Below are 19,705 nucleotides of genomic sequence, written 5' to 3'. Positions count from 1 at the left end.
TCACCACTCGGTTACCTCATATTCTTCCACTACAGCTCCAATTGACTTGTTGCGTTGAATAACCATTTCTTTTTCAAGCCAATCACATAACTGTTCTAATCTTGATCTCTCAAACACGATCGCAATCGGTACGCCAACGGAAAATGCCTGTTCAATTCGAGAAATTAGCTTCATAGCTAATAAGGAATGACCACCTAAATCAAAAAAGCTGTCGGCCATGCTTACCCTGTCTTGCTGCAACAACCCCTGCCAAATTTTCGCAACGCTTTGTTCCAGTTCAGTCACTGGCGCGATGTATCTGGCTTTTACAAAGTTTTCTGCTCCAGGTTGTGGAAGGCGGCTGCGATCCACTTTGCCATTGGTATTCAGCGGAAAAGCCGCCATCTGCACATACGCAGATGGCAACATGTAATCAGGTAAGCTAGCCGATAAATAGGTTTTAATTTCGGATAAATCCAATGGGTTAGCCGCGATAAAATAAGCGATAAGCTGCTTATCACCGGCTTCTGTATCAATAGCAATGACTACGGTTCCGGTTATTCCATCGAACTTACTCAATTGGGCTTCGATATCACCGAGTTCAATTCTGAACCCACGGATCTTGACCAGATGGTCGTTGCGGCCAAAGTAGTTGATTTCACCGTTTTGATGAAAGCTGGCTAAGTCCCCGGTTCGATACACTCGTTTCCCAAGAACCCAATCGCAATCAAGATAACGCTCTGCGGTAAGCTGGGGCTGCTGATAATAGCCTCTTGATAAACAGTCCCCAGCCAAATACAGTTCGCCGATGGCGCCCATCGGGACAGGCTGCAAATACTCATCCAAAATATAACCGGCCACGTTAGGCAATGATCGGCCAATCGTCGGTAAATCAGGCCATGAAGCAGGTTCTCCCTGTAATGTCTTAGACGTTACGACATGAGTCTCTGCCGGGCCATAGTGGTTCACTAACGTACAGTGACGATGTGTCGTGAAAAATTGTCTGATGGCCGCCGTGATTTTGAGCCTTTCAGCGCTCGAAACAATCACCCTTAATTCGAGGAACTGTAGCCCATTGACACCGCTATATTCAGCCAAATTCTGCAATACCACATAAGGTAAGTTCAGAACTTGAAGTTGCGCTTGCTGGATTTGCTTCGCGAGCAGCCGGATATCCAACTGAGTCGATTTATCAATAAGCTGTACTGAACCCCCGGACAACAGCGGCATGAATATGTCTTCAAAACTGAGATCAAAACCGATTGATGAGAATTGTAACCAACGGTTCGGCCCCGCAAGCGCGGGTTCAAGCTGGCTAATACCTTGTAATAAATTGCTCAGCGCCCGCTGTGACATTTCAATCGCCTTAGGCTTACCCGTTGAACCTGAGGTATAGAGCACGTAACCGAGGTCATCCAGAGAGGATTCGATAGCCAAATTACTGATTGGCTGTTTGTCCAGTATCTCTGCTGTGCAAGGGTCATCCAATAACACCATTTTCTGGCGTTTTACCGCAATCCTATCATTCAAGGCGCACGTCGTTACTAAGATCTCATCAGACAGATCACTAAGAATGATGTTTAAGCGTTCTGTCGGTAATGAGGTATCCAGTGGCACATAACCGGTGCCCGTTTTTAAGATGGCGATAACAGTGATGACCATCTCGAAGGAGCGTTCAATGAACATCACGACGGGAGTATTCACTTTCGCCCCACGGTTCAGGAGAGACTGCGCGAGTTGATTGGTTCGCTGATTTAACTCACGGTACGTCATGGTCTCGCCATTAAAATTCAACGCAATCTCATCGGGAGTCGCCTCAACTTGGGCTTCGAATCTATCAATCAGAGTTTGTGAGTTGTCATACGGTAATACCGTTTGATTTAACGAATGCAGCAGGAACGCTCGTTCCTCAGCATCAAGGATGTCGAGTGACAGTGCGGCAACCTGTTCCTGACTTTGTAAAGCAGCAACAAGTTGCCTGCTAGCATTGATGAGATACGCCACCAAGCGTTCAGCATCAAATCGACTGTCAATTTGGGCTGCAACAGAAAAATCATCACCAAAATCGTCAATGGATAGGGTAATCGGGTAATTGGTACGTTCTTTTACATTAACTAACTCAATGCCGGTTTTTTGCCAAAGCTGGTTAAGCTCACTTGTCTCGCCACTCACTTCGGAGTGACGGTAATTCAAGATACTGTCGAATAAACGGCTAGAACCGGCCAATTTGCTACACTGTTCAGCAATCGCAGTCGGTACTTGCTCGAATTGTAGCAAGCTAGCCAGTTTCTGTTGCATTTCCTGCATTAACTGATCAACACTCAACTGACTCAAATCAACACGCAGTGGCAAGGTATTGACGAATAAACCAACGACTCGCTCAACATGATCAACCCCCTGCAAGCGACCAGATAATACAGTACCGAATATGACATCTTTAGTGCCGCTGGTTTTTGCCAGAACCAATGCCCATGCCATGTGAAAAATAAGCGCAGGGCTTATCCGCCATGCAGAAGAAGACCGACGAATCTGTGCGGATAAATCCGCAGGCAAGCCAACTTGGATTTCAGTGAATAAGTTATTGTCAACCATTCCACTTGTGATCCCAAAGGGTGCCGTGATTTCATCAACCCCAGCCAACTGCTCGGTAAAAAACTGCTGCGCCGCTTTCGTGTCGGTTTGGCTGATAGCATTTAGGACAAACTCCCGATAACTCAACGCTGCCGGCAGTGATTTTTCATCACCTGCCAAGATAGCCAGCAACTCTTCTTGAATAATCTCCAATGACACATGATCACTTATCAGGTGATGCTCCTGCACCATAACATAGCGCTGCTTTTGCTGGCGGTCGATAAACCGGGTTACTCTGACCAACGGTGCCTGAGTAACATCCATCCATTGTTGTGATGGTTCCATAAACTGCGCTAACTGCTGCTGGATATCAACATCATCCCTCAAATCGATGTCAACCACCGGCAATGGTGCCTCTTTGTAGATAACCTGCACCGGTTCATCAATGCCTTTCCAAAAAATTCCGGTTCGCAGCGCATCATGCCGCTGTACTATTTTATCCAATGCTCCAATAAAGCTTTCCATCGCGGTGTTTGACGGAAATGAATACAGCATCGGCGTCACATAAAGGTCAGATTGCTCACACATCATGTGATGGAACAAGATCCCTTCCTGTAATGGCGCCAAAGGATAAATGCCAACAATATTTTGCTCACCTCCCGGCGACTGAGATACGATCAAGGCCCGCTCAGTTTCCGACAGGGAAACTCTACTTTCCAGTGCTTCATGGGCTGTCAACAGCGGTGATTGCTGCTCGGTTGCCTGTAGTGGATCGTAAAGTTGTTTTGCCATATCCCGCAATTTCGGGTATTCAAATAAGGCCCGAATATCCAATCGATAACCCTGCTTTTTAAGATGGGATAGCATCTTCATGCTCAACAACGAGTGTCCACCCAACTCAAAGAAGTTGGCAACAGCACTGATTTGCGCCAATCCAAACAGTGTTCGCCAAATTTCAGCTAGCAGTGTCTCCTGTTCAGTGGCCGGCGCGATATATTCAATTTCCCCCTGAGCAACAAAATCTGGTTTAGGCAGTGCTTTACGATCCACTTTACGGTTGGCGGTAAGCGGTATCTCCTCTAGCACCACAAAAGCGGCGGGGACCATATAGCTCGGTAGTTGCTGACTTAATAGGTGCCGGATCTCAGCAATTTTCTGCTGTCCATCAAGGGTAATATATGCTGCCAGATACTTGTGAGCCGGTTCATCCTCCCGAGCAATGACAACCGCATCGCGAATGGTAGGCAGGCTACGCAACCTTGTTTCTATCTCCCCTAACTCAATACGGAATCCACGGATCTTAACCTGATGGTCATCACGCCCGTAATATTGAATATCCCCTGCCAATGAGTAACGTCCCAAGTCGCCAGTTCGATAGAGCTTTGGATAGCGGCTTACAAAAGGATTATCAATAAATCGTTCACGGGTTAATTGCTCTTTGTTGATATAGCCCCGCGCAACACCATCACCCGCGACACAAATTTCACCAACAGCACCAAAAGGCACAAGCTGTTGGTTTTTGTCCAACAAGAAGATCGCCGTATTTTGAATTGGGCGCCCAATACTGAGGGTGTCTCCCTGAAAATCGTAGGCAATGCAAGTATTGACCGTGTATTCAGTTGGCCCATAGGCATTGACTAAACGGGGTAAATGCCCTGGCCGCTGATACCATGCAACCACTTTATCCGGCTTAATCTGCTCGCCTCCGACACTGATTTGGCGAATATGCTCAGGCACCAAAACCGTATCTTCACTTACCACTTCGTGCCAGAACGTGGTTGGCAAATTCACCGCGCTGATCTGGTATTCCCGGCATCTTTGCCAGAAAGTGGCGACATCCATCAACCAATCTTCGCCACGTAAGACTAAAGTACTGCCATTACCAAGGGCGCCAAATATCTCTTCGATAGACATATCAAAACTGAGGGCGGCAAATTGCAGTACCCGATCCTGCTTTGAATAAAGATAGGCATCCGCAAGCCCCACCACCAGATTCATCAATGCCTGATGTTCAATCATCACACCTTTCGGCATGCCCGTAGAACCTGAGGTATAGAGAACATAGGCCAAGTGGGTAGAACACAAACCTAATTCAGTGGCGGGAATATTATCGGTTGAGAGCCCGGCAAACGAGGTTGTCGTCACATCAATGCTAAATGGACTATTTTCAGGCAATAACTTGCTGTTATGGCTATTGGTTATTACCATCAAAGGCTGTGCATCATCAATAATATAAGCAAGCCTTTCTTGCGGATACGCAGGATCAAGAGGCAAATAGGCACTACCCGATTTCAAGATGGCCAGTACCGATACAATCATGTCAATACTTCGTTCAATACATATCGCAATCATTGAATCCGGTTTGGCACCCTGAACAACCAAATAATGTGCCAACTGATTAGCTCTGGCATTAAGCTGTGCATAAGTCAACTGTTGGTCACCAAAGACCAGCGCAATGGCATCCGGCGTTTGCTCTGCAAACGCTTCTATCCGCTCATGGATACATTGGCTACGGTCATACTCCACTGCTGTCTGGTTCAAACGATGCAGCAGGTAATCCTGTTCTTCCGGTGGCAACAGATCCAAATTGCCAAGCTTTTCGGATGGAGAAGCCACTATGCTCATCAACAAGGTCGTAAAACGTACCACCAGCCGCTTTATTGTCTCCTCTGCAAACAAATCCGTGTTGTACTCGAAATTAAAAGTCAGACCTTCCTCTGTTTGGCTAGCATCCAGTGTCAATTCATACATTGCATTGCGGGTCTGCTCCGGCCTCGGACACAAACTGACCTCTTCCAATTGCAGCGCCACACTGTCATTCGTATTCATAGAAAACATGATTTGGAACAACGGTGAATAACTGGTGCTACGTTCCGGCTGCAACCGTTCCACTAATAACTCAAACGGGACATTTTGATGCCGCTGGGCAGACAGGTTTACCTCCCGGACCGATCTCAGGTAATCGATAAACGATCGCTCCAGCTCACACTCGCTGCGCAATACTAGCGTATTTATAAAACAGCCTATCAACGGCGTTAATGATGTCTGCAAACGGTTAGCTATCGGGGTTCCCACCACAATATCTCGTTGCCCGCTGTGACGACCGAGCAGTACCGTAAACGCCGCATGCAACACCATAAAAAGAGTGCACCCTTGTGTCAGCGCCAGTTGCTGCAACCCTTTGCTAACCTCATTGTCCAGACTAAATTCATAACTGCGGCCATGACTGGTTTGGTTGGCTGGTCGCACGTAATCCAGAGGCACCCCGTGTACCGGGGGTAAATCCGATAACTGTTGCTGCCAATATTCTAACCCTGCCGCTAACTGAGATGCTCCTTCTGCACTGTGTTGCCAGACCGCATAATCGGCATACTGAATCTCCAGCGCCGGTAACGGGTTAGTTCGGCCTTGACGATAATCCCGGTACAAACTCGTAAATTCCTTAACCAATACCCCCATTGACCAGCCATCAGAAGCGATATGATGCATGTTAAATAACAGCACACCTTGCTCCATCGAGGTGCTGATGTAGTGACAACGCACCATCACATCCTGTGCCAAATCAAATCGGTAGGTCATTTCATGCTGAATGGCCTGTTCAATCCGCGCTTCTTGCTCAGCTTTGCCTATATCACTGATATCCGATTGAGCTATCCCAAACGACCACTCCGGCTTGATAATCTGCCAGGTTCCATTTTCATCGCTGTGGTAAACAGTACGCAGCACTTCGTGCCGATCTATGATGGTTTGCAGAGCCTGATTCGCGGCCGCCAGTTCAAATTGACCGCTTACCGTATAGGTTGACACCATGTTGTAGGCGGTGCTATCACCGCCAAACTGCTCAATAAACCAGATCCGTTGTTGAGCATAAGATTGCGGTAATAAATTTGTCTTGCGTTCAATAATAGGAATCGTCTGATAACGCTTATCCGACGCTGCATAAGGCACTCTTTCTGCCAGTAAAGCCACCGTTGCAGCCTCAAAGATATCTCTTACCTGTAAATGGCATTGACACTGCTCATTAATCTTTGTGATCACCTTAGTCGCAATTAATGAGTGGCCTCCAGCCATAAAAAAGTTGTCATCCCGGCCTATTTGCTCAATACCGAGCATTTCGCACCAAATAGCTGCCAGTGCTTCTTCTGTCTCGCCGATAGGTGGCGTACTGGCTTTAATAGCGATATCACTGTCTTGCGGTGCCGGAAGCGCTTTGCGATCAATCTTGTTATTTAACGTAAGCGGCAATGTTTCGAGCTGAATAATTGCCCTAGGCAACATATAGGCCGGCAATTTCTGTTCAAGATGTTGACGTAGCGCATCAATATCAATTTGTTGCTCGGCGACCACATAACCCGCGAGATACTGTTGTGTTTGCTGATCGTTTAGCGCAACCACAACAGAACGAGTTATTTGTGGAAACAGGTTGATAACCTGTTCAATTTCGCCAAGTTCAATTCGGTGGCCCCGTAATTTCACTTGGTAATCATTTCTGCCCAAATACACAAGTGAACCTTCTGTCGTGTAACGGGCAAGATCACCCGTTTTATAAACCCTGGCGGTTAAACCGTCAGAAAATGTCAAGTTAATGAATCTCTCAGCAGTCAGATCTTCACGTTTGAAATAACCTTCAGCAAGCCCATCACCGCCAATGTATAGCTCTCCCTCCGCCCCAAAAGGCACCGGTTTTAACTGTTCATCAAGTAAATAAATTGTGGTGTTGTTTAACGGTAATCCGATAGTAACAAGTTGCTGTTCAAGCCGTTGTGCGTCCAGTTTCGCAATGGTTGACCAAACCGTGGTTTCTGTCGGCCCGTACATATTCCAGAGCGCGTTGCCTTTGCTCAATAATGCCGTTGCTGTCGCTAATGGCAAAGCCTCGCCACCACTGATCATTTTTAACGACGAGCGCCCCTGCCAGCCTGATTCAAGCAACATATTCCAAGTCGTTGGCGTGGCTTGTAACAGCGAAATGTTATGTTGTTCGAGTAGCGCAATCAGCCTGGCGGGATCAGTCACATCCTGCTGCGCCGCCACTACACAAGCGGCACCAGACAACCAAGGCAGATAGAGCTCTAACACGGCAATATCAAAAGAAATAGTCGTGATGGCTAAAATATTGTCCTGTGCCACACACTGCAAGTTATCTTGCATTGAGATCAAGAAGTTATTAACCGCAGAGTGGCTGACCATCACACCTTTGGGCTTGCCCGTAGAACCCGAGGTGTAAATCACGTAGGCCAGAGCAGATGCTGCTAAACCGATCGACTGTTTAGGAATATTTGTGGTGGGTGATTGGCTAAGATCAAGGTGATCCAGTAAGCAGGTGAGTTCCGCAAAACCGACTAATCGTGATGCACATTCGCGGTTGCTTATAATACATTGTGGCGCCGCATCGCGGAGCATATACCGCACTCTGTCGGCAGGAAAGCTGGGATCAACCGGAACATACGCAGCGCCTGCTTTCATCACTGCCAATAATGCGGTAACCATGTCGATGCCTCTGTGCAACAACACAGCAACTCGTCCACCCGTTGAAACGCCCTGAGCTCTTAATTGATGCGCTAACTGATTAGCGCGGACATTGAGTTGAGCATAAGTCAACTGTTGGTCGCCAAAGATCAGCGCAATGGCATCCGGCGTTCGTTCAGCAAATGCTTCTATCCGCTCATGAATGCATTGGCTACGGTCATACTCTACTGCGGTCTGGTTCAAATTGTGCAGCAGATAATCCTGCTCTTCCGACGGCAACAGCGCCAAATCGCCAAGCTTTTCGGTCGGAGAGGCCACTATGCCCATCAGCAAAGTCGTAAAACGCGCCGCCAGCCGCTTTATTGTCTCCTCTGCAAACAAATTCATGTTGTACTCGAAACTAAAAGTCAGACCTTCCTCTGTTTGCTGGGCCTCGAACGTCAATTCATACATCACATTGCGGGTCTGTTCCGGCCGCGGCTGCAAACTTACCCCTTCCAGTTGCAATTCCACACGGTCATTCGTATTCATAGAAAACATGATTTGGAATAACGGTGAATAACTAGTGCTGCGTTCCGGCTGCAATCTCTCCACTAATAATTCAAATGGGACATTTTGATGCCGCTGGGCAGTCAGGTTTATCTCCCGGACCGAGCCTAGGTAATCGATGAATGATTGTTCGAGATCACACTCGCTGCGCAACACCAGCGTATTCATAAAGCAGCCTATCAACGGCGTTAATGATATCTGCAAACGGTTAGCTACCGGGGTTCCCACCACAATATCCCGTTGCCCGCTGTGACGATCGAGCAGTACCGTAAACGCCGCATGCAATACCATAAAAAGCGTGCAACCCTGCGCCAGCGCCAGTTGCTGCAACCCTCGGCTAACCGCGTTGTTCAGGCTAAATTCATAACTGCCGCCATGACTGGTTTGATTGGTTGGTCGCGCGTAATCCAGAGGCATCCCGTGTACTGGGGGTAAATCCGACAACTGTTGCTGCCAATATGCTAACCCTGCCGCTAACTGAGCTTCTCTCTCCGGGCTGCGCTGCCAGACCGCATAATCGGCATACTGAATCTCCAGCGCCGGTAACGGGTTAGCCCGACCTTGGCGATAAGCCTGATACAAGCTCACAAACTCTTTAACCAATATCCCCATCGACCAACCATCGGAAGCAATATGATGCATGTTAAATAACAGCACGCCCTGCTTCATCGAAGTGCTGATATAGCGACAACGCACCATCACATCCTGAGCCAAATCAAATCGGTAGGTCATTTCATCCTGAATGGCCTGCTCAACCCACGCCTCTTGCCCGGCTTCGCCTATATCATGGATATCTGATTGGGCTATCTCGAATGACCACTCCGGCTTGATAACCTGCCAGGTTCCATTTTCATCGCTGTGGTAAACAGTACGCAGCACTTCGTGTCGATCTATGATGGTTTGCAAGGCCAGATTCGCCGCCGCCAATTCAAATTCACCGCTTACCGTATAGGCTGACACCATGTTGTAGGCGGTACTCCCACCGCCAAACTGCTCGATAAACCAGATCCGTTGCTGTGAAGAACTTAGAGGCAACTCTTGGGTTCGAAAAGCCGGTTCAATCACCATTTCATTGCCAGGGATATCCATTCTGCCTTTATCGAGAAAATCAATCAGCTCAACTTTGTGTGCTTTAATCCTGGCTTTTAGTTCATCGGGGAAATCAGCCCCCTTTAGCTTAAACCCTAACTTACCCTCTTTACTGAATAGCAATACACCCTGCTCATAAGCGTCTTTAACTAATTTAAACATGTCCATCATAACCACCCCTCTTCACCTGCCGTTTCAAGCTCATTTTGGATTTGTCCTTGTAATTGCTGGTTGCAGATTAATTCTGCAAGCTCATGCAAGAGAGGTGTCTGGAAAACCTGCATAGCACCAAGTTCAATGACAAATGCAGCATTGATTTCCGTGACTAATTTGATTGCCAATAATGAGTGACCACCTAGTTCAAAAAAGTTATCGTTACGCGATATTTGTTTGACATTCAGTACCCTTTGCCAAATTGCCGCCAAAGAGATTTCCGTTTCACCAACCGGTTCAATAAAATTATCGCTTTTATCATGCTCTGTATTGGGTTCAGGCAGCCTCTTACGGTCAATCTTGCCATTAGGCGTCAACGGCCATTCTTCAACCACCACCATGACTGACGGTATCATGTAGTCTGGCAAGGATTTGGCTAATGCAGGTTTGATACCCTGAATAAACTGAGCTTGAGCCTGCTGCCATTCCTCTGCACGCTCCCTCTCATTCGTCAGCTTATCCGATACCTGTTTGATATAGGCAACCAGTTGTTTGTCGCCTGTCAAAGTTGTCTTGACCAGCACCAGAGACGAGTTCACTCCGGCCTGCTGATTGAGTTGATATTCAATCTCACCCAACTCTATTCTGAAACCACGGATTTTCACCTGATCATCAATACGACCAACGAACTCCAAATTACCGTCTGACAGGTAGCGCACCAAATCGCCGGTTCTATACAAACGCTCACTACTATTGATATTGGTCAGATCATGCAATGGGTTGGCAACGAAGCGTTCCTTCGTGAGTTCAGGACGATTGAGATAACCACGGGCTAAGCCCGCTCCGCCGACATAAAGCTCCCCCATAGAGCCGTAAGGCACAAGTTGCTGCTCTTTATCCAAAATATAAGCCTGACTATTGCTAATAATCCTGCCAATAGCCGGTGTGGTGTGCACGGGAGAATCCAATTTCGCCCAAGTAGAATATGTCGTATCCTCTGACGGCCCATATAAGTTATAAACTGTTACACCTTGATTTTTCTTATATATTGCATTGACCAAATTTGCAGATAACGCCTCGCCGGCCAAATTAATAACCCTAGTCCCCCTCGGTATCGCATTTTGTTCAACCAGAGAGTTCATTGCCGAAGGTACTGTATTTATCAGAGTCACCTTGCGGTCAATGCCTTGATGTAGAACCAGAATGTCCTCAACAATACACGCCCGTGTACCCGAAACTAAAGGTAAAAATAGTTCAAATATTGATAAATCAAAGTTCAGAGACGTTGACATGAGAACACAAGCAATGTCCTCCTTGGTATATTGCGAACGAGCCCAACTGAGCATGGCAATGGTATTACTATGCTCAATCATCACCCCTTTAGGTTTACCCGTTGATCCTGAGGTGTAAATTACATAGGCCAGATGACCGGCAGTCAACGCCAATGAATGCTTATCCAGATTAGTAGTAGGATAGTGGCGGTATGCTGTGCTGATTTGACTACTCGCACTGCCAAGATTATCTAATATCACCCGATAACCGTTGAAGTCTGGCAGTACCTGCTCCAAGTGCGACTGGATAAGCACTACCTCAAGCTGTGCATCTTCCAACATGTAACCCAGACGTTCTTGAGGATATCTTGGGTCCAGCGGCACATAAGCTCCCCCCGCCTTGAGGATCGCCAAAATGCCAATTACCATCTCCAGTGAACGCGCCACGCATAAACCTACTAGCGTATCCGGTTCAATAGCGTGGTGTTCCAACAGATAGTGCGCCAACTGGTTGGATTTTTCATTGAGCTGCCTGTAAGTCAATTGGCGATCACCGCACTCCAGCGCAATGTTATCGGGGTTTTCTTCGGCCTGTTGTTCAAACAGCTCATGGATACATTGGTTCTTTGGATATTCTACATAAGTATCATTGAGAGTATGCCGCAGGTACTCGATCTCCACATTTGACAGCATCGGCAAACTGGCAAGCGAAACCCGTGTATCGTCATCGGCCTTCGTCGCTTCGGCCAGCCCTACCAGTAAACGTGACAGGTGATCATTGAGCTGCTCAATATGTTCATGACTGAACAAGCTGGTGTCATAGACCCAGTGCAAATGCAATCTATGCTCACTAATACTCAAGTCAATATTGAGATCAAACTTGGTTTGGATATGGTTCGGAGCTATTGAATTCAGCTTCATTCCCGGCAGGCTGAAGGTCACCTCGCCAACGTCACTAGTCAGTCCATAATCTGTATCGGTCGTCAACATGATTTGGAACAATGGCGTATATGCTGTACTCCTTGTTACTTGTAACTGTTCAACCAGTTGTTCAAACGGCACGTCTTGATTGGCCTGAGCATCCAGATGTACCTGTTTGACATGAGAAAGGTAATCACTAAGCATCGCGTGCCTAGTATCCACTCGTAATATCAAGGTGTTGACAAAGAAGCCAATAAGCGTTTCCAGCTCTGCCTGCAAACGGTTCGCCACCGGCGTACCTATCACAATGTCATGGCTGTTGCTGTGACGAGATAGTAATAATGCCAATGCAGCATGGAACAGCATGAACGGAGTCAGTTGATGTTGTTTGGCCAAACTGACAAGTGCCTGCGTCGTCTCCTCCGGCAATGAGCCTGTCACCACGGCACCTTGATGTTGTCTTACCTTAGGCCTCGGTCTATCCAGCGGTAAACCGTGTACTGGTGATATCTCATCCAACTGCCGCTTCCAATAGCTGATCTGCGACGCTAAATACTCACTTTGCAACCTGTCACGTTGCCAAACTGCAAAATCAGCATATTGAATATCAAGTTCCTTTATTTCGACATTATTCCCATTGCGTAAAGCATCATAATAAGCAATAAACTCATGGGTAAGAATATCTTCAGACCAGCCGTCAGACGCAATATGATGAGCATTAAATAGCAATACGCCATTATTGACTTGACGTTGAATAAAGGTAGCTCGAATCATTAAATCGCGGCTTAGATCAAAAATTTGTTTAGCGTCTTTTTCCATTAATTCAGCTACATGCTGACTTTGTTGCTCCTTAGGCATACAGGTTAAATCAATATAATTAAGCGTCAGGTTTCTCCCAAATAAAATTTTCTGGAACGGTTTGCCATCTTTCTTAATGTAGACCGTACGTAATATTTCATGACGCTCGATGATTTGATTAAGTGCGAGTTCAGCTACGCCAACATCAAATTCGCCCTCAACAGCAAATGCAATCGGCATATTGTATTCCGCACTACTTTGATCAATTTGGCTAAGAATCCACAAGCGTTCTTGCGCAAATGACAGAGGCAGTAACTCACCGGTTCGTGGCTGTTTGGAAATCGAATCCACTGTCGTCACCGCCCGCTGTTCAAGCATAACCGCAAGCTCGGCAAGCGTTGGATGATCAAAAATAGCTTTAACGGCAATTTCCCGTCCAAGTTCTGCACGTATTTTTGAAATGACCCGAATAACCAATAAAGAGTGGCCGCCGAGGTAGAAAAAGTTGTCGTTTCGACCAACCCGGTTAACATTGAGTACTGATTGCCAAATACCGGCTAATGCTCGCTCGATCTTGTTGGCAGGTTCAACCCACTCAACGTGATGATTGACTAAACAAGGCTTCGGCAATGCATGACGATTAATTTTATCCGCCGCATTCAATGGCATCTTATCCAGAATTTCGTAGTAGCCGGGGATCATATAATCCGGTAAGTGATGACTTAATCCCTGCTTAATGTTGTTAATAATCTGCTCGATCTGAGCAACATTTGCAGTTAATACTAGATAAGCGACCAAGCAATTCTCACCCGCTCTGTCTTTATGAACGAGTACCACTGCTTCCGCCACTTGGGGTAACTTCACCAAAGCCGACTCAATTTCCCCCAGTTCAACACGAAAACCACGAACTTTTACCTGATTATCAATCCGCCCAACGAGTTCCAGATTGCCTTTAGCGTCCCAATAACCTAAATCGCCGGTGCGATAAAGCCGGGCCCCATGCCCGTTCATGGTGTGGAAGGGATTATCTTTAAAACTTTCTGCCGTTTTTTCAGGTTTATTCCAATAACCTTTGCCCACACCAACACCGGACACACATAATTCGCCAATAACATTAGTCGGCAGAATTTGCATATGTTGATCCAGAACATACATGGTCAGGTTTGGCAACGGCTTGCCTATAGGAATATTTTTAACCCGCTCTTCTAGTGGTTGGTCAATAATAAAATAGGTAATATCGTCCGATGCTTCGCTAGGCCCGTAACCATTCATCACCGGAATCTCAGGGTAATATTGCAACCAGCGATTAACCAAAGGCACAGGACAAGGTTCAGCAATAATCATTAACCATTTCAGATCCGGCAATGGCGTTGCTGCCTCACCCTGACTAAGCAAGTGTTCTAATAATATTTTCAACACGGACGGCGCGGTTTGAATCAGGTGAATTTGTTCGTCTTGCAACACACGAACATATTCAGGCAAATCCATCGCATCAGGCAGGATGATTGTTTTGCCCCCACTTAATAAAGGCGCCAGAAATTGCCACACAGATACATCGGAAGAAGAAGCTGCACTTTGTAGAAAGTTACGTGATAATAGTTGGTTATGACGCCCCATAAAACCAAGAACATCAAATTCGGCATCAATATGATTCAAAGCCCCGGCATGGTGCACCAACGCACCTTTAGGTTTACCAGTAGAACCGGAAGTATAAATCATATAAGCCAGATCATCAGGATAACACTCAACCTCCGGGTTAGTATTTGGGTAATGACCCAATGAAGGCCAGTCCACATCCAACCGAAAACGTTTCTGATTATTGAAAGTTAACCCATTTAAATGGCTTTGAGTTAAAACCACATTAACCCCAGAGTCAGCCAACATATACGACAAACGCTCAGGTGGATTAGTCGGGTCCAAAGGAACGTAAGCAGCGCCAGCTTTCATAATGCCAAGTATGGCAATGACAAACTCAATGGAACGTTCGGCATAGATAGCAACAATATGATTGCGTACCACTCCTTGTTCTATCAAGTAGTGAGCCAGTTGATTAGTGCGCTGATTAAGTTCAGCATAAGTGATGCGATGTGTATCACATACAGCAGCAATGGCCGCAGGTGTTTTTGCTACCTGATGTTCAAAGCGTTGATGAATCGCCACTGTTTTATCATAAGCAACTACAGGGCTATTGAATTCGTTAATAATCCGCTGTTGTTCGCTGATAGGCGTTATAGATAATGTCAGTAATGGTGTTTGCGGAGCTTGACCAAACGCATGAATAATAGCCTCCAATGCTGTTCTCATATAAGTCAGAACATTATCCGCCCCGACTTGTGATTCAACATGAACTTGCATTATGAAATCATTATCGAGTTGCTCAACGCCCATTTCTAACGGATAGTTGGTGTACTCTTTAGTGCCTATCATTTCAAAATGATGGCTTTGGTTGGCAACAGCTAATTCACTTTTATGACTGAAATTCAACAAACTGGTAAACAAGGGCGTACCGCCAGGCAAAGCACTGTAACGTAATGCCTCGGAAAGCGGAAAATGCTCATAGTCGGCTAATTCAATTAGCTCATCATGAATCTGCCTTAATGCTTCGCTTACCGACAAATCCGCCAAATTGATGCGTATAGGCAACAAATTGATCAACATGCCCAGAATACGATCACTACCATGAATAGCTTGCTGTCGTCCTGACATCATGGAGCCAAAAACAATATCGGATTTACCGCTGCATTTGGCAACCACCAACGCCCAAGCCAAATAAAAAATATTCGCAGCGCTGATGCAGTGTTGAATAGACAGGCCAATAATCTGTTGCGCTAAACGCGGACCGACCCATTCTCTGGCAGTCTCTATTTTCAATCCGTCGTTATAAACATCTAATAACCCGAAAGGCGCGGTGGTTTCAGCAACATCAGACAGTTTAGCTTTAAAGTAATCAACACCGCTATTGGATTGATTAGCGCTTAACGAATAAGCAACAAACTCACGATATTGAACCGGGGTAGGCAATAATACATTTGGATCTTCAAGCAAAGCGTGCATTTCTGCAATTTGCAATAAGACAGAAATATGATCACTTAATAAATGATGTTGCTTTAATAGTAGAAAACACGCATCGGTCTTCGTATCTTTGGCCGCAATCGCTTGCATCATAGGCGCACGATCCAGCTTCATATGGTGGTGTTCAATAGCAGATAATTCCGCCAACGTTTCCAATGCTGAGAAACCTGGAGCAACAGCTTGCCATTGTAAAGGAACAGCAGCGGTTCGATGAACAACCTGAACTGGCGTGGTTAAATCATGCCAATGAATAGAGGTGCGGAAAATATCATGACGTGCCACTATCTTATCAAGCGTATGTAGAAATGCTGTCAGCTTTTGCTCATGAGTAAACTTTATCAGAATGGGAATGATATAAGTATCATGCTGTTCATTCATTCGATGGTGAAAGAAAATACCTTCCTGCAACGGTGATAATGGGTAAATATCTTGTATGTTACTGGCGCCGCCCTCAACTTGTTGGCAAATAACCGCGATCTCTTTTTCATTCAAAATCACCATATCCAACATATCAGACGTGATATGTTCAACATGCTCTGCAAGCTTGTTAACCGCCACCTCTTGGTGGGTTAACGTTTCCTCATCCTTACGGACACAAGATAAATGTAATGCCAGTTCCGCCAACGTGTTAGTTCGGTAAATCGCGCGCATAGGCAGTTCATAACCACGTTGAGCCAACTCTGCTCGCATTGACATAATTAATAAAGAGTGACCGCCCAAGGCAAAAAAGTTGTCATGGCGACTGACTTTATTTAAAACTAATAACGACTGCCACAGTTGTGCTAATACCCGCTCAGCTTCGCCTTCAGGGGCAACAAATTCCTGCTGACTATAATCTTGTTTTTGTGGTAGCGGCAATTGCTTAAAGTCTAATTTGCCGTTTTGTGTCAGGGGTAATTTTTCTAACTGCACAACGGCAACAGGCAACATGTAATCAGCCAATTTGTTCTTCATCGCCAGACGAATGGCATTAATATTGATGGTTCCTTCAGCAACAACGTAAGCAATTAATTGCAGTCGATCATCAGAGCCAAGCTGTCGAGGATAGACAACCGCTTCATGAATGCCGGGATAATCCATTAATTGATTGCTGATTTCTTCCGGCTCAATACGAAAACCGTTTATTTTTACTTGGTTATCATTGCGCCCAATAAATTCTAAATTACCATCGGGTAACTGACGTACGATATCTCCCGTGCGGTAAAGTCGCCCCGAACCAAAAGGATTAACCACAAAATACTTCACTCTATCTTGTTCACGGTTAAGATAGCCACGTGTTACACCTGTTCCACCAATATATAATTCCCCCTGAAACCCTAAGGGGACACTTTTTAAGTTCGTATCTAATATATAAAGCTGGGTGCCATAATTAGCTTTACCAATGGGGATCATCGCCGTGACATCAGCCAAGGATGTCATGCAGTAAGCAGACGCGGTTACGGTTGTTTCGGTCGGGCCGTATGTGTTGATAAGTTCGATAGCGGGACCACGCTCGAACCATTCGCGAGCACTAACGGATTTAACCATTTCGCCGCCTAAGATCACTAAACGTAGTGAAGAATCAATAGGTTGACGACTGTAATTCACCAGTTGATGCCAAAAAGCGGTAGGTAAACTGGTCACCGAAATTTCATGGTGTCGGCAAAATGCCCAAAATGCATCAAAATCGTAATGAATATCATCAGCTCGTAACACCAGAGTGCCGCCGTTACATAAGGAGCCGAAACATTCTTCCACGGAAATATCGAAGCTGACCGAAGAAAACTGCAAAAACTTATCATGTTCAGTCAGTCTATAAAACTCTGTAATGTGTGCAACAAAATGACTCAACTGTTTATGTTCAACCATCACCCCTTTGGGCTGCCCCGTTGTGCCGGAGGTATAAATCACATAAGCCAGATGTTCCAACTGTAAACCAATATTGCTTGCAGATATGTCTGCCACAGAACGCAAAGCCAAATGTTCGTTAAGCTGAGCATCATCCAGCAATAGTGTTGTGATCTCGCATGCTGCGAATCGATACGCAATGGAAGACACTGTTATGCAAACAACAGGTTCAGCATCGGTCAGCATAAACTGCAAACGACCATCGGGATAATCAGGGTCCATAGGGACATAAGCAGCTCCGGCTTTCAGCGTCGCCAACATCGCCACGACCATCTCGCTCGAACGCGGCAAGCAAATAGCAACACGGCTATCAGGCCGAACCCCCTGCTCAATTAAATAGTTAGCTAACTGATTGGCTTTATCGTTCAATGCGGCGTAAGACATTTGTCGTTCGCCATCCACGATAGCAATGGCATCAGGATGCCGTTTTGCATATTGCTCAATTTGCTCATGCACTAATGTGATGGTCGGACAGACAGGTTTTTCTCCTGGCACAGCCGATTGACTAAGATGCCATAACGCCTGTTCAACGTCTTTACTCACCAGATCAAGTGAAGTTAATAACGCTTCAGGCTGTGCAACCATTTGTTCAACCAAAGTCATAATGCTTTGCAACAAATGTTCAGCCTGATGTGACGAGAAATAATCATGACGATAATCTAGTTGAAGCTGAGTGCTTTGCTTGTCACCGTAATCACATAATATAACGGTGAGAGGAATATCTTCACGTCCATGGCTAAGGTAATGAGTCTCCGTATCCAAGCCACTAGCACTAAAATCAAAATCAATCTGTTGATAGTTAAAAACAATATCAAAAAGACGTTCACGACCTTGAGCACGTAAAGACAAATCCTTATATAAGGCACTCGAAGGATAAGAGCGATAACGATAGCCACTTTTTATAGTACGTGCTGTCATTACCACTGATTCAGCCACCGACATCTGCTCATTTTGCATGCACATTACCGGTAGCATCGATATAAACGAACCAACCATATTGCGTTGAGCTGATGTAGTACGATTATGTAAAGGCGTCCCGATAAGGACCCCATCACTTTGGTTGATACGGTTTACCAGAGAAGCAATAGCTGTAATAAAAAGTGGCGATATGGGTAAATTGCACTGACTCGCCTTCGTTAAAAATGACTGATATCTATCAGGTTTGATAAAGTGTACAAGCCTGCTGTTTTTTCTTGAATCAGCAGTTCCAAAGCCTTCTTTCCTACATTGGAAAGGCACATCCGGCAAGTGGTGGAGCAACTCTTTCCAGTATTTAGCTGCTTTGGCGAGTTGCTGACTATAATTCTCAGGTAACGGTTGTGCCGCAAGATCGAGAAACCGTACTCCCGTGTTTTCTTTAGGCGTATTTCCCAGTTCCAATTGCTGGTAGGCGTCGAAAATACTTCGAAACCAGTTAGCATAACCGACACCATCAATGATGATGTGGTGAGAAATAAAGTATAGCCAGAAACGATTTGCAGCCAACTGAATTAAGCCGACTCGATAAAGCACATCCTGTGCTAATCTAAATGGCTCAGAGAATATCCGTTCAACAATAGCCAAAGCTTTATATTCCGCCTCTTCTTCACCCGAAAGATCTAAATGAGACAACTCAAAGTGATGGTCTTGAACAATATGAGCAAACTCAACTGTACCTTTTAGCGTATCCGAATCAACATGATGCGGCATTGAGTACTTATCAACTATTGAGCATCGAAGTACAGCGTGTTCTTGGATAGTGTGTTTTATGGCGCATTCGAGATTCTTTATATTAATAGATTGTTTAATCTCAACATAACCGCCTATATTGAACGCTGAGGTATCCTCTCTATTTATATGATCAAGATAAATTTCCTTTTGCTGTTGATTTAGTGGAATAACAAGCTGTTCAACTTTATCTAGAAACATACTATAATCCCTTTGAAAGATGTTATTTTTAGTTTTTA

Annotated in this window: 2 protein-coding genes; both read right to left on the bottom strand. The window is 45.6% G+C overall.

What is annotated here, in order from left to right:
* Entirely contained in the window at window positions 1-9,828 is a 9,828-nt protein-coding gene (locus ACGF5R_RS06665; protein WP_387690202.1) for an amino acid adenylation domain-containing protein, read from the bottom strand.
* The gene (locus ACGF5R_RS06660; protein WP_387690200.1) at window positions 9,825-19,667 is read right to left on the bottom strand and encodes an amino acid adenylation domain-containing protein; all 9,843 of its coding nucleotides are present in this window, start codon (window positions 19,665-19,667) and stop codon (window positions 9,825-9,827) included. Before ACGF5R_RS06660 ends, ACGF5R_RS06665 begins: the two co-directional genes overlap by 4 nt.
* Between the last annotated feature and the right edge of the window lie 38 nt (window positions 19,668-19,705).

Origin of the sequence: Photorhabdus sp. RM71S, assembly GCF_042879355.1 — a bacterium.
Taxonomy (GTDB): Bacteria; Pseudomonadota; Gammaproteobacteria; order Enterobacterales; family Enterobacteriaceae; genus Photorhabdus; species Photorhabdus kayaii.
Note: the sequence above shows the minus strand (reverse complement) of the source record. Positions and strands in the feature narration are given on the sequence as shown.

Coding starts and splice junctions, on each gene's coding strand:
- ACGF5R_RS06665 (WP_387690202.1), bottom strand. CDS start 9,828: ATGATGGACATGTTTAAATTAGTTAAAGACGCTTATGAGCAGGGTGTA.
- ACGF5R_RS06660 (WP_387690200.1), bottom strand. CDS start 19,667: ATGTTTCTAGATAAAGTTGAACAGCTTGTTATTCCACTAAATCAACAG.